Source organism: Gardnerella sp. DNF01189 (assembly GCF_049244195.1).
In the GTDB taxonomy this organism is placed as follows: Bacteria; Actinomycetota; Actinomycetes; order Actinomycetales; family Bifidobacteriaceae; genus Bifidobacterium; species Bifidobacterium swidsinskii.
The window spans coordinates 473939-491905 of record NZ_CP058385.1 but is presented as its reverse complement, the minus strand read 5'-3'; the positions used below and the strand labels follow the sequence as shown (position 1 = coordinate 491905).

Here is a 17967-nt window from a genome sequence, read left to right as displayed (position 1 = left end):
TTAGTACTTGGCGCATCCTCACGTTAGGCTTGAACTATGACTGACGCTTTATTTTTGCTTGATACTGATCACGATAATGCTCCTGTGCTTGCAGAAGGAATCGAAGAAGGGTGGACGATTGCGCTTCCATCTCAAGTAAAACGTCACGCTATATCCGCCATGCGGTTATCAGAAGGCGATGCTTTGCAACTTTCTGACGGCAAAGGCTTGCGCATTCACGCAAAGGTGACGGATGTAGAAAACGGCTTGGTTTGTGTAGAAGCATTTACTAGGGAAGCTCCTCGCATGACTAGACTTGCGCTTGTTCAAGCTTTGGCAAAAACAGGGCACGATGAGCAAGCAATTGATATGGCTACGCAAATTGGCGTGGATGAAGTAATCCCTTGGTGTGCGGATCGTTCAATTGCAAAGTGGAAACCTGGTCGCACAGATAAGCGTTGGAGCCAAGTTTTACAGTCTGCTACAGAGCAATCTCGTCGCGCATGGATGCCTGAACTTCAAGAATGTGTTTCAAGCAAGCAAATAGTGGCAATATGTAGGCGTGCGTGCGTTTACGGAAATCTCGTAATTGTATTGCATCAAGACGCAACTGATTGCTGGAATCAAATAGAACAAGCAGTAAATACTCTTAGCGAGCGCTGTTTGGAGGATGGTAAAGAGCGCACTGTTTACGTTTTGGTTGGGCCAGAAGGCGGTATTAGTGACGATGAAGTGTCAATGTTTATTGATGCTGGTGCTAAAAGCTGCGTTTTAGGCAGTAATATTCTTCGTGCATCTACTGCAGGCCCTGTAGCTCTTTCTCTTCTTTCGCGCGCTTTAGGACGTTACGAATAATCGCATAAATCGTATCTAAAAGTGCTCATAATTGTGTAAAATAGTAAGAAGCATGTCGATTGCTTTTTAGCTTAAGGCATTGATTTCATTTAGTAACAAATAGGGGAGAAACCATGAGTGGTATCACTTACAATACTGATGCTGATTGCATTTTTTGTAAAATTGTTGCTGGAGAAATACCGAGCAGCAGAGTTTATGAAGACGATTCGGTAGTTGCTTTTAAAGATATTAATCCGCAAGCAAAAGTGCATGTGCTGATTGTGCCGCGCAATCACTATAAGAATGTTGCTGAGCTTGCTAGTAAGGCTCCTGAAACTTTGGCTCATATTGCTGGTGTTGCGCAAAAAATTGCTGATGATGAATTCAACGGTGATTATCGACTCGTATTTAATACTGGTATTGATGCTGGTCAAACAGTGTTTCATGTTCATGCTCATGTATTGACTGGCGAAAAACTTGTAGAAGGTAGCTTGTAAACCGTGACGAAAAGTACTACGCGTTTTGTGCAAATTCCTAGCGAATTAAGCTCGGTTGCAGTTTTAGGTGCTGCAGATGCTGGTTTGCGTGAAGTAGAACATGCTTTTCCAGAAGCAGATATTACTGTGCGAGGCAAAGATGTTCAAATTGTTGCTCGTTCAGCTAGAGCAGATGAAGATGCAGCTAAAGCTGAGTATGCGTTTAGACGCATGATTGATGCGGCTTACGAACAACCTATGGATGCGTACGAAGTAAGACGCATGCTTGAGCGTGATATTTTGCATAACGGTGAACACAATGTGCGTATAAACCGTATCGGTCATGATGGTGGAGTGCTTGGGAATAGTATTACTTCTTCGTCGTATGTAATTAATAATTCTGTTTCGCGCACTGAAAATGAGTTTTCAAGAGATTCAAGTGAGCTGTTGCCTTCTAGTGAAGAAGCGCATCGCCGTGCTATGAGTAGAAGAGCTCGAATGAGTAAAGGCGTGATTACGTTTGCTGGAGGAAATCCTGTTCGCGCAAAAACTGCTGGACAAACAGCGTACGTGCAAGCAATGGATTGCAATATTGTAACGTTTGGGATTGGTCCTGCTGGCACTGGAAAAACGTATTTAGCAGTTGCTAAAGCTGTTCGTGCATTGGAAGATGGAAGAGTCCGCAGAATTGTTCTTACTCGTCCTGCTGTTGAAGCTGGCGAAAACTTAGGATTCTTGCCTGGTACTTTAAACGATAAGGTTGATCCATATTTGCGTCCACTCTATGATGCACTTTCTGATATGCTTGGATCTGCACAACTAAAACGCTATCTTGACGAGAATGTTGTTGAAGTTGCTCCTCTTGCTTATATGCGAGGGCGCACATTAAACGATGCTTTTGTTATTCTTGATGAAGCGCAAAATGCGACTGTTCAGCAATTAAAAATGTTCCTGACTCGACTTGGTTTTAATACAACCATGGTGATTACAGGAGATAGCACGCAGGTTGATTTAGCAGTTGTACGTTCTGGTCTTGTTTCTATCGAGAAGATTTTGGGCGAAGTTAAAGATATTGCTTTTGTGCATTTGCAAGCAGAAGACGTTGTGCGTCATGCTTTGGTTGGTCGTATTGTGGAAGCATACGAAAATTACGATGCAATGCTTGAGCGTAAAAAACGTGAACGTACTAAAGAATCTACTGAGAGGAATAACGGATAAATCATGAGCATTGAAGTCATGAATGAAACAGTGTGGAATATTGACGCTAAAATCTTCTCAGATCTTGGAATGTGGGTTCTTCAACAAATGAAAGTAAGTACGCATTCGGATTTATCAATTACTTTTGTTGATCCAGAGCCAATTGCCTGTTTGCATGAACGTTGGATGAACCTAGAAGGCCCAACGGATGTTATGAGTTTCCCAATGGACGAACTTACTCCTGGAAGCGATGAAAAAGTTTCTGAAGGAATGCTTGGAGACTTGGTGATTTGCCCGTGGGTTGCTCAACAGCAGGCGCTCGCAGCTGGGCATAGTACTATGGAAGAAATGTTGTTGCTAACTATTCACGGTATTTTGCATTTGCTTGGCTACGATCACACTACTCCGGAAGAAGAAAAGCAAATGTTTGGTTTGCAACGTCAACTAATGCTTACTTTTTTCGCTGCTCGATCTGGAGAATTGTATGATGCAACTTTGCCAGAAGGTGCAGTAAACGAGCTTGAGCGTTACGATGCTGAGCATGAAGCGAGTAGCGTCAAAAATAAAAATAAAAAACAGCATTAAAGCGCATTAAGAGCATAATTATGGAATATATTAAACGAATATTTTCTAGCATATCAGTTCCGCAATTGCCGTTGCATGTCTGGATTGGTTTAGCCGCATTGCTTATGCTGGCAATGCTGCTTGTATGGCTTTCGCTTGCTATGGCTGCTGCAGAAGGGGCATTGCCTAGAGTTACTCGTGCAAGCTTAAATAATCTTATGATTGAAGCGCAAATGCATGATGATGAAACTAGTGCCATAGTGCGTATGCGTCGAATTGCTAGAATCCATCGTGTAAAAAAACTGATTGCTGACCGTTATACAACTTCTGGAGCATGTGCTTTTGTGCGTGTGCTATGTAACGTTTTAGATGGAGTTTTGTTTGCTTCTTTAGCTGCATTTTTCGGCTCGCCTTTATGGGTAACTCTTATTATTGGTGTTGTTGTTTCAGTAGTTGTAGCTGTGATTTCTATTCTTGTTCGTCCACGTTCGGTTGGTGCGGCTCAACCTGTAGCAAAGTTGATACGGCTTTCTCGCATTGTGTCTATTGCTATTGCGATTAATCCTTTAGTGCATATTGCTAGCGATGTTGACGTCACTTCTAGGAAAAAGCATGTTGATCTTTCAGATGATGAAGCTTTGGAAGATATTCAGCTGGATCAAGCAAAGGCGAGTATTGACCGACTTGTTGAAGCGAATGATTTCGATCCGGAAGTTTCTGAAATGATGCGCAATGTGCTCACGCTTTCAGATACTTTGACTCGCGAAATAATGGTGCCTAGAACTGATATGATTTGCGTAAAAAGTGACGAAACGCTGGAAAATTTCCTTAAATTATGCTCTCGTTCAGGATTTTCTCGAGTTCCCGTCATTGGAGATTCTGTAGATGATTTAGTAGGCGTTGCTTATTTGAAGGATGCTGTACGCGCTACTGTGTTTAATCCTGCAGCATCTTCTAGAGCAATTGAAACAATTAGCCGAGACCCTATGCTTGTTCCTGAGTCGAAGCCGGTTGACGATTTATTCCATGAAATGCAACGAATTCGCCAGCATGTGGCAGTAGTGGTTGACGAATACGGCGGTATTGCAGGCTTGGTTACTATTGAGGATGCTATTGAGCAAATTGTTGGCGAGTTGGAAGATGAGCACGATCGCACTCAGCATGCAGATCCGGAAGAAATACGTGACGGCGTGTGGAAGATGCCTGCTCGAACGTCAATCGCAGATTTGGAAGATATTTTTGAAGTTCATATTGACGAAGACGATGTGGATACTGTGTTTGGTTTGCTTACGAAGTTGATTGGCAATGTGCCGATTGTTGGTTCCAGTGCTGTTACAAGAGGACTAAAATTAACTGCTGTAGATTCAGCTGGTAGGCGAAAGAAAGTATCTACTATTTTAGTAGAACGAGATGCGCAAGTTTTGGAAGAGTCTAAGGATAATCAAAATGACATTAGCTCTTCCGAAAAATCTGCTGAAAGCAAACAAACCAATGCTTTGAAGCAAGCTAGTACTATGAAACAAACGAATATGCTGAAATAAAGAACTGGACGGTAAGAATAACGTGAATAATATTAACAACTTTGACGATACTGATGACTTCGATGACACTGATGACTTTGACGACGAGATGTTTGCAAATCTAGACGCTTCAACTCGCGCAACGATTTCTACTCCTGATTTTCACGGTTATCGTTCCGGTTTCGTAGCTGTAGTTGGTAGACCAAACGTTGGTAAGTCTACGCTTATGAATGCTCTTATTGGTACGCAAATTGCTATTGCGTCGTCTCGTCCGGAAACTACGCGTAAAGCTATTCGAGGGATTGTTACTACCGATAATGCACAAATGGTGTTGGTTGATACTCCTGGTATTCACCGTCCTCGTACGCTTCTTGGTCAGCGTTTGAACGATATTGTTGACGAGTCACTTTCAGATGTTGACGCGATTGCATTTTTGCTTCCAGCAGACCAGGAGATTGGTCCTGGGGATAGGCGAATTCTGAGTCGACTTCGTTCTGATTTTGCTAAAAAAGATGAGAAGGGCAATTGGACTTGGAAAGTTCCGCTTATCGGTATTGTTACGAAAATCGATACGCTTAGCCGCAGCGAGTTAGTTGCGCATTTGCTTCAAATTCAGCAGTTTGCCGATTTTACGGATATTGTGCCTGTGAGTGCGTTGGAACGCGACAATGTTGACGAAGTTAAGAATGTTTTGATTCAGAACTTGCCGGAAGGTCCGCAAATGTATCCGGCGGATCAGCTTAGTGAGGAAAGCCCAGAAAGCATGATTTCGGAGCTTATTCGCGGCGCATTTTTGGAAGAGTTGGACGACGAGTTGCCTCATTCTTTAGCTGTTGTAGTTGACGATATTGTGTATCCGGGGGATGGCGAAGATACTCAATATGATGACAATAAAGCGCATGTGCTTGTATCTGTTTATGTTGAGCGTGATTCTCAAAAGCCGATTATTATTGGTCATCGTGCGGAGCATTTAGTGCGCGTAAAGAAGCGTTTGCGCACGGCGGTAAATCGTATTACTGGAACAAAAGCTGTGCTTGAATTGCATGTGAAAGTTGCAAAAGGATGGCAGAGCGACCCTAAGAAGCTTGAGCGTTTAGGGTTCTAGTAGAGCATATTTTGCTTATTTCGATATTATTGGACAATTACTTAATTTTATTGTGCCTTAAGCCTAATGTGTTTGCACAAAATTGTCGTAAATTAATGCAAAGCCGCGGCGAGCAAGTTGAATAAAACAAGTTAAGCCGCGGTTTTGCGATATGCACTTAGTTAAGTTAATTTAAACAAACTACTTTTTGCGCGTCGTATACATTTGTGTATTAAGTAAAGTAGTGTAGCGCTTAATAACTCGTGGACGAATAATCTTCATAGACGCAGTCATTAAGCCGTTTTCTTGCGTAAACTCTTCTGGCAAAATAATGAACTTTCGCACAGATTCTGCGCGTGACACGCCTTCGTTGGCAAGATCTATAAATTTTTGCACTTCAGCACGAACGACAGCATTATTAGCAGCCTCTTCCATGCTCATAGTGGCGTCAAGACCCTTGAGTTTAAGCCAATTTCGTAAAGTTTCTTCGTCTAAAGTAACAAGTGCAGAAATAAACGGACGCTTATCTCCAAGAACGAGAGCTTGAGACACAAGTTCGCATCTCTTAATCATCTCTTCAATAGGTCCAGGAGCAACATTCTTACCGCCAGCAGTAATGATCAAATCCTTCTTACGTCCGGTAATATAAAGCATGCCATCGTCGTCAATTCGTCCCAAATCGCCTGTTGCATACCATCCGTCTTTAGTAAATGAAGTTTCTGTTGCTTCATCGTTTTTGTGATACTTATGGAATACGCAAGTGCCTTTAATTTGAACTTCGCCGTCGGATGCGATTCGCAAAGTAAAAGCTGGGAATGCGATGCCAACAGAACCTTCTCGGAATGGAACTCCAATAGGAGTAAACGCGCATGGTGCAGTAGTTTCTGTAAGACCATAACCTTCGTAGACAGGAACTCCTGCTCCGCGGAAGAATGAAAGCAATTCAGGATCTAGAGGAGCTCCACCTGCAACAATCCAGCGTGCGCGACCGCCAAGAGCTTGACGAAGTGGACGATAAACAAGCGGATCGTAAGCAGTGCGGCGAGCTTTAGTAAGAGCTTTAGCATCACCAAATTCCTGAACTTCCTTCATATACTGTTGAGCCGTCACAACAGCACCCTGGAAAGCCAAGCCTTTAGCACCGTGACCAGCCTTCTGCGAAGCTGCGTTATAAACCTTCTCAAGAACTCGAGGGACAACGATCATAACCGTAGGTTTTGCAACTTGCAAATCAGAAATCAAAGTAGGAATACCTTGAGCAATATAAATGCGCAACGTACTTGCAACAACAATATAGTTAATTGCTCTTGCAAAAGAGTGTGCTTGAGGAAGGAACAAAAGCACAGAACCGTCTTTTTCGCTAAGCAAATTTGGCAAGTAAACAGGCAAATTCAACGCTGTAGTGCAATAGTGTTCGTGAGTCATTTCCACGCCTTTAGGTGCAGCTGTGGAACCAGAAGTGTAAACAATAGAGCACAAGTCTGTTTTCTTTACAGAATCAATGCGAGCATCTAGTTCCTCATCGCTAACAGCGTATCCGAAAGCTTGAAGTTCTGCTAAACCGCCTGTTTCAATGCAAATAATGCGTTCCAAGCTTGGACATTCTTCAATAGCTCCATCAGCTTTATCTCGCATGTCAGTTGTTTCAACAATAAGGAAACGCGAGTCGGAATTATTCACAATATTGCGAATTTGCTCAGCTGAATCCGTGTCATAAATAGTTGCAAGAACACCACCACAAGCCATAACTGCTGCGTCGGTGACGTCCCACTCATATGATGTTTTGCACATAAGGGCAACGGCGTCGCCTTTGCGCAATCCGTAGTGCATCAAACCTTTTGCAGCATCGCGTACTTCTTGAAGGAACTGATTAGCTGTTTTTGTGACCCACTTATCGTTTTCTTTATAAGTGTAAAGCGGATCGTCACCCATACGTGCTGCGCGATCTGCATATAAGTCATAAATGCTTGTGCCTTCGTCAAGAGGTGCTGCGCTTTCGGTTTTTGTGGTCAGCAAGCCTGTTTCCGGATCGATAAACGTCGTTGTTGGCATTTGCGCGCCCCACTCTTCTACGTGTGGAAGGCGTTGCTTTTGTGAAAGTAAAGTATTTGTGTTTTCTTGATCCGTATTAAGGTAGTCTGGTTCGCCTGCACGGTCATCGCTGACTGGGTGCGCGAAGTTACTGCCAATACGCAATGCTTTACGGGCAAGATTAAACGCTTGCTGTTGGAGTGCATTAAAAACGGACACATTTGCTCCTTCATTATGCCAAACGGCTTGCGGATTAAGCGCACATCATAGTATCATGCTATGCACTTGCATACTATTAACTATAATAATCGTTCGTATGCTCAAGTAGCAGTTATATTCGATTTGATTAGTAATAATTTTGTATTTGCCATAAGTCGTAGCCTGTCGTTAGAATAGCAAAGTTGCTTTGGCGAGGGAATATGCCGCTAGCTTTGTGGCAGAGTTCCGTTATCGACTGGGCTGATAGCCTCTTATGGTTTTCGGCGCGTCGGTGCGCCTGAAGCTGGATTAACAAACTAAACTATCCAGACCATAAGGAGACCGATATGGCTACAAAAATTACTCTTGAAGGCGAATTGCGCACTGAGTTTGGTAAGGGTGTTGCTCGTCGTTTGCGCGTAGCTAAGCTGATTCCAGCAAGCCTTTATGCTGGCGGTGCTGAACCAGTGCATGTTACTCTTCCAATGCGCGAAACCACTTTGGCTTTGCGTCACGCTAATGCTTTGTTCACTATTAAGTTTGGCAAGGAATCTCGCATTGCAGTTGTTAAGGATGTTCAGCGTAACCCTGTTAAGCGCATTGTAGAACACATTGACTTCTACGAAGTTAAGGCTGGCGAAAAGATTGACGTTGAAGTTCCAGTCTTCGTTGAAGGCACTCCAAAGGGTGCTGCAGTTGCATTCGTGGATGTCCAGGAGCTCAAGGTTCGCGCAGACGTTGCTAACTTGCCAGAGCGTTTGGTTGTTAACGTTGATGGTTTGACCGACGGCATCAAGGTGTTTGCTAAGGATGTCAAGCTTCCTGAGGGTGTTGAGCTCGATATGGATGGCGAAGAATCCGTTGTGAGCGTCACTGTTCCTGAAGATGCTGCTACAGCCGAAGCTGCTGCTCCTGCTGCAGATGCTGCTGCCGCCGCTCCAGCTGCTGCTCCTGCTGCAGAAGAAAAGTAAGTTAACGTATTCACTTATAACTTATAAAATAGTTTAAAATTTTAAGCCGCATAAGTCAGTTCTTATGCGGCTTTTTGTATAAATCAATGAATTTGCTAAATAAATTTTAGTTTAAAGCGTATTTCTTGAAATATTTTTTGAAAAATTTTGGCGTGTAAGTTTTGCGAAAAACAAGAATCGTATTATTCTATACGTTAATTGCGGTAAAAGGCAAGTAGAAATAATCCACATAGAAAAGAGACATAATGGCTGATTTAGAAGTAGCTCCAGAGTTTTCTGACGCTTATGAGTCTTATGATCATAGCGATACAACTCTGTTGAACAAATTGGCTGGCAACTTTGAAGTTCTGCCGAATGATAATCCAGTTTCGGACGCAAAGCGCAACGAACTTATTGATAAGCCTGCTTTCGGTCAGATTTTCTCCGACAATATGGTTCATATGTCTTGGACTAAAGGCGAAGGATGGTCTGATCGTCGTGTAGAGCCTTATGGTCCATTGAAAATGGATCCAGGTGCATCTGTGTTGCACTATGCTCAGGAGTGCTTTGAAGGTTTGAAGGCTTATAAGCGCGCCGACGGCTCTATTTGGCTTTTCCGCCCAGATATTAATGCTGCTCGTTTCCAAAATTCTGCTAAGCGTTTGTATTTGCCGGAACTCTCTATTGATGATTTTATTGGATCGGTTGCAGCCTTGGTAAAGCGAGATAAGCAATGGGTTCCGAGCCGTCGAGAGTATACGCTTTACATGCGTCCATTCATGTTTGCTTCCGAGCCGTTCCTCGGTGTGCGCGAAGCTCACGAAGTTGAATACTGTGTTATCGCTTCTCCATCCGGCCCATACTTCAAGGGTGGTTTGAAGCCTGTTAGCATTTGGGTTGAAGATCAGTGGTTCCGTACTGGTCCTGGTGGTACTGGTTTTGCTAAGTGCGGTGGAAATTACGCTGCTTCCTTGCTTGGTGAATACAAGGGTATTGAGCACGGTTGCGAGCAGGTGTGCTTCGTCGATGCTGCAACTAAGACTTATTTGGAAGAGCTTGGTGGCATGAATATGTTCGCACTCCACAAGGATGGCCATTTGGAAACTCCATCTCTTACTGGCAGTATTCTTCCTGGCGTTACGCGTCGTTCTTTGATTCAGCTTGCTGAGGAAGCAGGACATAAGGTTGTTGAAACCATGATTCCTCTTCAAGGGTTGCTTGACGACATTCGTTCTGGCGAGGTTACTGAAGTCTTTGCTTGCGGTACTGCTGCAATCATTACGCCAATTGGTCGCTTTAAGTCCGATGAATTCGATCTTAAGGTTGCCGATGGTGGTGTTGGTGAGTTGACTCAGGCTTTGCGCGATGAGTTACTTGGCATTCAACTCGGTGATGTCGAAGATAAGCATAACTGGATGTGGAAAGTTTGCGACTGATTTATATAAGTTAGTTAATATTATCTAATCTAATGTTGCTTATGGCGCGTTGTACTCTATATTTAGATATCGTATAGAGTACAACGCGTTTGTTTGTTATGCGCGCAGTGTTTTGGTGAATTTATTTGAAGGGAAATGCTTTGGAAGGTGCGTTAGGGGATAACATCTTTTTTCTTATAGTTGAGTATGTTGCTATGGGATGTTGTGGCATGGTTGGCGGCATGTGGGCTATTCGTAAGAATTATGATGTTTTTGCGATTATTACTACGTCTTGGATAACTGCATTGGGTGGCGGTATTGTTCGTGATGTGTTGCTTGGAGCATTGCCGCCTGTTGGTATTGCTGATCGTGGTTTTGTTATTACAGGTTTGCTTTCTGGTGTTATTGTGGCTGTTGCTCACCCTGAGATTGATAAATGGCGTTGGCTTATGCTTACGCTTGATGCTTTGGCATTGGGTTTGTTTGCGGTGAATGGCACAGCAAAAGGCTTGGATTTCCACATGTCTGGTATGGCTTCAGTATTTTTAGGAATGGCAACTGCTTTAGGAGGCGGTTTGATTCGCGACATGATTTTGAACCAAGTTCCTGTTATTGTGCGGGATAAGCATTGGTACGCTTTCCCTGCTTCAGTGGGATGTGTACTAACCGTTTTTGTTGTAAAAGCAAGGCATGCAGGTTATTTTGGTTTAACTGTTGAAATATTGCTTGATGTCCTTATTGTTGCTCTTGTTGTTGCAATGCGTTTGTTGTCTGTGAAACTAGATTTAACTTTATTTGGAGCAATGAACCGCACGGAACCTATTAAGGTTAGACGTCCTCGTATTCGTCGTATTAATAATCGTCGTCATCGTTAATATTGGGTAAGCGGCAAAAAAGTGTGTCTAAAAACCCGAGTTTTCGTTGAAATACCAAGGGAAGCTCGCTGTCATTAAGCTAAAAAGCTTAACATTTAGTATTACTTGACATTGAAAACAAATAGAGGTATAAGGCGTGCGATGTGCTTAATACATGCCTAGATTAAGTAGTAAACGCTGCCCAATATGCTCTCATTCAATGAAGAGAAATGGTAGAACACGTAAAGGTGCTATCCGTTGGAGATGTACTGCATGTGGAATGTCTTTTACAAGGAAACGTTAAGATATTACACATGTAGCACAATTTGATAAATTCATTCATTGGATTATGGGAAACCAGACTCAATGTGAAGCCTGTCCTAGTGGTTCTGATAGAACATGGCGATATCGGATTGAATGGTATTGGAATGTTAAACCAGAATTACCCGAGACAGGCGAAATTTATGACTATGTTCAAATCGATGGAACATACCTTCCATACGGGTGGTGTTTATTAACCGCGGCAAGCAAGGGTAAAGTTATTGCTTTGCAATGGTGTAACAAAGAAAATTATTGATGACCAGCAATCAATTGGGTCTTCGGGTTTCGATACAAGCTTTGACTTATGTAGGGCAGATTACTACCCAGATATATCAATTAGAAAAGGAACACTACACTAACGACACGCCTGAATAAACACGTTTACAGACACACTTTTGCCGCTTACCTGATTATGACGGCGTTTCTATCAATCAAGTATTATATTATCGCCTTGTGAGCATAACAACGTGAATCACTCACCACATGTTTGGCCAACATGCTGTTTACTGGAATACGCTTACTCACTAATTGATAAGGCCAATATTAGAGAGGTCATCTTATGATGAAGAAAGTTAGTTCATTGTTAATAGCTGCAGCATCATTACTTGGAAGTATGGTGTTTGCAACTCCATCTTTTGCAGTTCAATCAACATCACAATATGGGAATTTTAAGTCTGAAATGAGAGGATTGCGTTCTCCAGATGGTCGACGTTCAATTGTTCCAGTATCTGGACAAGGATTGAATGTGCATACGCTAGCTGGTGATACTATCGTAGTAAAGAATAATATAGCTACTTGGAGAGATGCAACAAATCATACTATAGCAACTATCAATTTAACAGTTCATGACGGGCAGCATGTTGATTTTGGTTATAGCAAAGTTCTTCATAGGATTGCTCCTACTGTTTCCTTAGAGACAGCTTTAGAACGTGGTGGAAAGAAACATCATTGTATTCCTAAATGGATTGGTGTGGGATGGAATGTTTTATGGGATGCAACAGTTTGTACTCCATTATCACTTGGTATTTCTGGATTGGCGTCACCAATTGCTGGTGTTTCGGCTGATATAGCTTGTAGCGCTGCAGGTGGCACTTTGACAGCAGCATTGGGGTGTTAATATGGATGATGCAACTATTTCGAAGAAGCATGCCACAACAGGGCATCGGTCATGGCTTGCTTCGTTTGCTACCATTTGGCTGACGAGTGTTGTTTTCTCGTGCATCAATCATTTACCTTGGTATGCCAATGCTATTTCAGGGGTAATCTTGCTGATCGCAGCGTTTGTATGCCATGCATTGTTGCAGCATCACCATGTGAAGCCGATGGATTACGTGGTGTTTGCTGCTGCCGTGGCAGTTATACTCGTAGTGGTACTCGTATTGGCGTATATCGTCTAAATTACGTTGCCGATAGAGTGATATAAATAATCCCCAGCACCGATTGGTACTGGGGATTTTCCTTACATGCTGTGTTATGCAGTTACCTGCACAAACTTCACAGAGCGTTAATCGCTACAGCAAGACCAGACTTGCGGTTTGCAGCCTGATTCTTATGAATCACGCCACGACCTGCAGCCTTGTCAAGCTTCTTAGCGGCTACTGCGAAAGCGGCCTGCGCTGCAGCCTTATCACCAGCGGTGATGGCTTCACGAGTAGCACGAATAGCAGTCTTCAAAGCAGACTTTACTGCTACGTTACGCTTATGTGCTTTCTCGTTAGTGAGAACACGCTTTTTCTGCGACTTAATGTTTGCCACTGTTACTCCAAACGACGTTTGCTATATAAGGACATACAAATGATAAGTGTATCATGCTTATTAGATAAATATAGTAGTTTATATAATTAATTTGTTATTGTTGGTTTAATTAAAAACTTATTGAATATGCTATTTAATAAATAACTTTCGTATTTTGCACTTTACGCTAAGGTAGTAGATTTGCTAATATTGATTAGTTATAGTGCTTGATTTATGTTTGCATGTTTTCATGTATTCGCATTCTTAAAAGGAGATATTTGCCTTGATTACACCGCATAACCAGCCAGGATTTACGGATCAATCGTTGATACGCAATTTCTGCATTATTGCGCATATCGATCACGGCAAGTCTACTGTAGCTGACCGCATTTTACAACTTTCAGGAATCGTGCCAGAGCGTGAAATGCGAGACCGTTTCTTGGATCGCATGGATATTGAGCAAGAGCGCGGTATTACTATTAAATCTCAGGCTGTTCGAGTGCCGTGGACTTTTGAAGGCAAAGAGTATTCGCTTGGCATGATTGATACTCCTGGTCACGTCGATTTTACTTACGAGGTTTCACGCGCGCTGGCAGCATGCGAAGGTGCGGTGCTGCTTGTTGACGCAACTCAGGGCATTGAAGCGCAAACGCTTTCTAATCTTTATATGGCAATCGACCACAATTTGACGATTATTCCTGTGCTTAACAAAATCGACTTGCCAAGCGCAGAGCCAGACAAGCATGCTGAAGAAATAGCTGGATTAATTGGTTGCAAGCCGGAGGACGTGTTGCGCGTTTCTGGTAAAACCGGCGAAGGTGTTAAAGACTTACTTGATCAAATTGTGCTGGAAGTTCCAGCCCCAAGCGGAAATCCTGATTCTCCTGCTCGCGCGCTCATTTTTGATTCAGTATATGATTCGTATCGCGGAATTGTCACCTATATTCGTATGGTTGATGGCGAACTTAAGTCGCGCGAAAAATTGCATATGATGGGAATCGGCATGACGCACGATCCTATTGAAATCGGCGTTATTAGCCCAGATATGACTCCAACAAAGGCGCTTGGAGCTGGGGAAGTAGGTTACGTAATTACAGGCGCAAAAGACGTGAGTCAATCTAAAGTCGGCGACACTATTACTAGCGCCGTAAATCCTGCATCTGAGCCTTTGGATGGCTACCGCGACCCTAAACCTATGGTTTACGCAGGTCTTTTCCCAATTGATAACGCTCAATTCCCAGATCTTCGAGATGCTCTCGACAAGCTAAAACTTAATGATGCAGCTCTTATTTACGAGCCAGAAACGTCTGTTGCGTTGGGCTTTGGTTTCCGTTGTGGATTCTTAGGTCTTCTACACATGGAGATTGTTTCAGAGCGCTTAAGCCGCGAGTTTGGCTTGGATCTTATTTCCACTGCTCCTAACGTAACTTATGACGTCACTAGCGAAGATGGTAAAGAACATCACGTAACAAATCCTAGCGAGTTTCCAGAAGGCAAGATTAAGCGCATTATTGAGCCAATGGTTGCTGCAGATATTATTACGCCGAAAGAATTTATTGGTGCTGTAATGGATTTGTGCCAGGATCATCGCGGAGAAATGGGCACAATGGAATACATTAGTGCAGACCGCGTGGAAATGCATTACAGGATTCCTCTTGCAGAAATCGTTTTTGACTTCTTTGATCAGCTTAAAAGCCGCACAAAAGGCTATGCTTCTCTTGACTACCACGAAGATGGCGAGCAAGCTGCCGATTTAGTGAAAGTTGATATTCTTATTCAGGGAGATAAGGTTGACGCTTTTAGTGCGATTGTGCACCGAGATAAGGCTTATTCTTACGGCGTTATGATGACTAAGAAGCTTCGTGGACTTATTCCTCGTCAGCAGTTTGAAATTCCAATTCAGGCTGCAATTGGCTCTAGAATTATTGCTCGTGAAACTATTAGCGCTCTTCGAAAAGACGTGCTCGCTAAATGCTACGGCGGCGATATTACGCGTAAACGTAAGCTTCTTGAAAAGCAGAAGGCTGGTAAGAAGCGCATGAAGATGCTCGGACATGTTGAAGTTCCGCAGGAAGCATTCGTTGCGGCTTTGGCTACAGACGAGAGCGCAAACGATCGCGATACTAAAGATAAGATTCGCGCAGCGCAAAAGTCTGAAGGATGAGTTTAGAGTTGGATGCTGAATTAAATAAATCAGCTATGCAAACTGAAAGTATGCCTTTTGAAGTGTACGTGCACGTGCCGTTTTGCTTGCGCCGCTGCGGTTATTGCGATTTTAACACGTATACTGCTCGCGATTTGGGTGAAGGTGCAAGTCGCGAAGGTTATGCGGATGTTGCGATTCAAGAGATGCGTCTTGTAAAAAAATGGCAGGAATATCACGGAATTTTCGAACCTAAAGCGCAATCTGTTTTCTTCGGTGGAGGCACTCCAACAGTTCTTAAAGCGCAAGATTTAGTGCGAATTTTGCAAGAAATACGCAACTTGTGGGGGTTTAATAAAGACGCGGAAATAACTACTGAAGCAAATCCGGATACTGCAGACGAAAAGTATATTGAAACGCTTGCAGAAGGCGGATTTACGCGAATATCTTTCGGAATGCAATCAGCAGTGCCGCATGTTCTTAAAACTCTTGACCGCACGCATACTCCAGAAAACGTAACTCGCGGTGTAAAAGCAGCAAACGCATGTGGTTTGCGTTCAAGTGTTGACTTGATTTATGGCGCTCCGGGAGAGAGTCTAGACGATTGGCGAGAGTCAGTAGAAATGGCTTTAAGCCTAGGTGTTAACCATATTTCTGCATATGCGCTAACGGTAGAGCCGCGCACAAAAATGGGTCGTCAAATCGCTGCTGGCACTATTCAAGCGCCAAACGACGATGATGAAGCTCAAAAATACGAGTTGGCAGACGAACTTTTTAACTCTGCTGGATTACAATGGTACGAGATTTCTAATTGGGCGCGTCCGGGTTTTGAATCTCAACATAATCTTGGCTACTGGCGAAATATTGATTGGGCTGGAATTGGTCCTGGAGCACATTCGCACTACAATGCTGCCAATCGTATTAGTAAACAAAGCATGGATGATAGTGCTTCTTTAGCTAATCCAAACGAGTTTTATAACCTTCGCTCATGGGATATTTTGCACCCAAAACGATGGGCGCATGCTATAAATCTTGGAAATGTGCCGTGGCAAAACTACGAGTGTATAAATGCTGAAGATGCGCTTATTGAAGAAGTAATGCTTGGGCTTCGCATTAAAGAAGGTCTTAATATTTTGCAATTGTGCGAAAAGATGCGCGAAACTAATAAGGTGTTCGATGATTCGCATTTGCAAAAAGTGTTACGCGAAGTGTGTAAGGAAGATTTGGCAGTGTTGCACGAAAATCGCATTATCGCAACACGCAAAGGTAGGCTGCTCAACGATTTATTAATAGAAAGAATTGTCGACGCGTGTGAAGAAGGCCTTACCGTGCTAAAATAGTGCGTATTGTGTCATAAATGCTTGATATACGAAAATTCAATGTAGAAAGGAACAATCATGGCAAACCGCAAAGAGCGTCGCGCGAAGGAAAGGCAGAGCCGCAAGGGGATTCCTTCTCAATATGATGAAACAAAAGGTCGCGCTCGCGGAGGCATGATTGACGAATACAATTTACAAGAACGCTCTAGAAGACTTCAAGAGAGGGGAACTGGTCCTTGGAAGCCAACTTCTAACGTGACAGCTGAGGAGGAGAGACTGGCTCGCAATGTTAAGCGATCTCAGTTGGGCGATGATACTTGGAATGTTGTTCGTAAAGTTGTCGGAGTGTTTTCCTGGGCTGTGATTTTGCTTTCCGCGCTTGCTTTCTTGGTGATTATGTGGCTTCCTAGCCAGCCTATTGTGCTTGTTGTGGTAGTTTCCGTTTTGTTTGCATTAGGCGTGTTTGGCTTGTTCTTTAGCTTTAGTAATTCTAGGCAGAATCCGCGCCTTGACGAGCACGGCACTGCGATTTAGATGTACTTATAAAATAAGAATGTTTTTTAATGATTAAGGTGGGCACTTGCTAATAACAACGTGCTCGCCTTAATTATTTGTGTGTTACAATTTGTGCATTGTGTATTCTCTGCTTTTTGTATGTTGCACTTTCTACCTGTTATGTCTATTGCGATTACGTACTTTTTAGCGAGTGCTATTTCAAGAAGGATTTTGCTACTACGCAATCGGATGTTTCAAATAATAATCTCGCATTGACTTCTTGGAAATTATTTCCTCGCTGCCTTGATTTGCAGATATGCCGATTCTCGCGCGAATCCACGGATCTTCTTTATGCGTTCTTTCGCTGAGCTGATTTCCTGTAAGATTTCCAAGTTTTGCGCACACTTCCTCTATAATCTTGACCTGCTCATATTCTAAAGTTGCGCATCTTTCTGGAAGAGAAATCAGTAGTTCTTCTTTGCGAATTGTGAATCTTCCTCGATGCCTGTTAAATAGTTCCAATGAAACCGGACCGTTCGTCCAAGCTTCAAAATCTTCCGGAAATAGTGACAATCCAGTTGTAGCTAAGCTGTGCGCTTGAGAATAATACACAAGCTTCTGCAGCTTCATAGTTGTCATTGGTCCCATAATTTCCAATATTTTTGCCGCTACATTAATAATGCCCATCACGCATCTCCTTTTTCTTTGCAACAAATTAATAGCGATTTTATGAATGGAAAAAGTGAGCGTCAATTCGATTAAAGAAATGTGGACAACTTGTATTATGAGTTATTTTTTAGTTTGTGTTATTTTGCAAGTTCAACTTATTTGATTGTTGTTTTGCGAACTAATC

The 17967-nt window shown here is 42.9% G+C and carries 17 protein-coding genes and 1 pseudogene; 15 read left to right on the top strand and 3 right to left on the bottom strand.

Annotated elements, in window-relative coordinates; all coding sequences use genetic code 11:
* Window positions 1-36 precede the first annotated feature (36 nt).
* The 6 genes from HXT41_RS02045 to era all read left to right on the top strand — a co-directional run bounded on the left by HXT41_RS02045 (window position 37) and on the right by era (window position 5675).
* Window positions 37-834 (top strand): 16S rRNA (uracil(1498)-N(3))-methyltransferase, encoded by a 798-nt coding sequence (locus tag HXT41_RS02045; RefSeq protein ID WP_103013857.1) that lies wholly within the window; start codon window positions 37-39, stop codon window positions 832-834.
* A 113-nt stretch (window positions 835-947) separates the two neighbouring features.
* Complete coding sequence (locus HXT41_RS02040; protein WP_004108733.1) at window positions 948-1310, top strand: histidine triad nucleotide-binding protein; 363 nt, start codon at window positions 948-950, stop codon at window positions 1308-1310.
* Between the two features lie 3 nt (window positions 1311-1313).
* Window positions 1314-2507, top strand: coding sequence for a PhoH family protein (locus tag HXT41_RS02035; RefSeq protein WP_064621624.1), 1194 nt, complete (start codon window positions 1314-1316; stop codon window positions 2505-2507).
* 3 nt (window positions 2508-2510) lie between these two features.
* On the top strand, window positions 2511-3071 hold the full coding sequence (gene ybeY, locus HXT41_RS02030) for an rRNA maturation RNase YbeY (RefSeq protein ID WP_064340645.1): 561 nt from the start codon (window positions 2511-2513) through the stop codon (window positions 3069-3071).
* A gap of 20 nt (window positions 3072-3091) precedes the next feature.
* Window positions 3092-4591: a hemolysin family protein gene (locus HXT41_RS02025; protein WP_116994696.1), complete on the top strand. Its 1500-nt coding sequence runs from the start codon at window positions 3092-3094 to the stop codon at window positions 4589-4591.
* A gap of 22 nt (window positions 4592-4613) precedes the next feature.
* Window positions 4614-5675, top strand: a complete 1062-nt coding sequence (gene era, locus HXT41_RS02020) for a GTPase Era (protein ID WP_064621622.1) — start codon at window positions 4614-4616, stop codon at window positions 5673-5675.
* A 180-nt stretch (window positions 5676-5855) separates the two neighbouring features.
* Here era and HXT41_RS02015 read toward each other — a convergent pair whose 3' ends face one another.
* The gene (locus tag HXT41_RS02015; protein ID WP_012914232.1) at window positions 5856-7904 is read right to left on the bottom strand and encodes an AMP-dependent synthetase/ligase; all 2049 of its coding nucleotides are present in this window, start codon (window positions 7902-7904) and stop codon (window positions 5856-5858) included.
* Between the two features lie 326 nt (window positions 7905-8230).
* On the opposite strand from HXT41_RS02015, the gene HXT41_RS02010 reads away from it, so the two are divergent.
* From HXT41_RS02010 to HXT41_RS01985, 6 genes and pseudogenes are all read left to right on the top strand, one after another.
* Window positions 8231-8854: a 50S ribosomal protein L25/general stress protein Ctc gene (locus HXT41_RS02010; protein ID WP_012914231.1), complete on the top strand. Its 624-nt coding sequence runs from the start codon at window positions 8231-8233 to the stop codon at window positions 8852-8854.
* A gap of 245 nt (window positions 8855-9099) precedes the next feature.
* A complete protein-coding gene (locus HXT41_RS02005) occupies window positions 9100-10269 on the top strand; it encodes a branched-chain amino acid aminotransferase (protein WP_004108753.1) in 1170 nt (389 codons plus the stop codon).
* Between the two features lie 140 nt (window positions 10270-10409).
* Window positions 10410-11123, top strand: coding sequence for a trimeric intracellular cation channel family protein (locus tag HXT41_RS02000; protein WP_041160500.1), 714 nt, complete (start codon window positions 10410-10412; stop codon window positions 11121-11123).
* 154 nt (window positions 11124-11277) lie between these two features.
* Window positions 11278-11673: pseudogene (locus HXT41_RS01995) on the top strand (transposase-like zinc-binding domain-containing protein); the annotation flags it as partial.
* Between the two features lie 309 nt (window positions 11674-11982).
* Window positions 11983-12540, top strand: a complete 558-nt coding sequence (locus HXT41_RS01990) for a hypothetical protein (RefSeq protein WP_012914229.1) — start codon at window positions 11983-11985, stop codon at window positions 12538-12540.
* 1 nt (window position 12541) lies between these two features.
* Window positions 12542-12820: a hypothetical protein gene (locus HXT41_RS01985; RefSeq protein WP_033888441.1), complete on the top strand. Its 279-nt coding sequence runs from the start codon at window positions 12542-12544 to the stop codon at window positions 12818-12820.
* 97 nt (window positions 12821-12917) lie between these two features.
* Here the strand turns inward: HXT41_RS01985 and rpsT are convergent, their stop codons facing one another.
* Window positions 12918-13178 carry a 30S ribosomal protein S20 gene (gene rpsT / locus HXT41_RS01980; RefSeq protein ID WP_004106518.1) on the bottom strand — a complete coding sequence of 87 codons (261 nt, stop codon included), beginning with the start codon at window positions 13176-13178 and terminating at the stop codon, window positions 12918-12920.
* 262 nt (window positions 13179-13440) lie between these two features.
* Between rpsT and lepA the strand changes: the two genes are divergently transcribed.
* Genes lepA through HXT41_RS01965 form a run of 3 tightly spaced genes read left to right on the top strand, consistent with a single transcriptional unit; the run spans window position 13441 to window position 17153 of the window.
* Complete coding sequence (lepA, locus tag HXT41_RS01975; RefSeq protein WP_012914227.1) at window positions 13441-15321, top strand: translation elongation factor 4; 1881 nt, start codon at window positions 13441-13443, stop codon at window positions 15319-15321.
* On the top strand, window positions 15318-16640 hold the full coding sequence (gene hemW / locus HXT41_RS01970; protein ID WP_004108768.1) for a radical SAM family heme chaperone HemW: 1323 nt from the start codon (window positions 15318-15320) through the stop codon (window positions 16638-16640). The genes lepA and hemW overlap by 4 nt, the downstream gene beginning before the upstream one ends.
* A 57-nt stretch (window positions 16641-16697) precedes the next feature.
* Complete coding sequence (locus HXT41_RS01965) at window positions 16698-17153, top strand: hypothetical protein (RefSeq protein WP_012914225.1); 456 nt, start codon at window positions 16698-16700, stop codon at window positions 17151-17153.
* A gap of 198 nt (window positions 17154-17351) precedes the next feature.
* On the opposite strand, the gene HXT41_RS01960 is transcribed toward HXT41_RS01965, so the two are convergent.
* Window positions 17352-17801 (bottom strand): Panacea domain-containing protein, encoded by a 450-nt coding sequence (locus HXT41_RS01960; protein ID WP_012914224.1) that lies wholly within the window; start codon window positions 17799-17801, stop codon window positions 17352-17354.
* Between the last annotated feature and the right edge of the window lie 166 nt (window positions 17802-17967).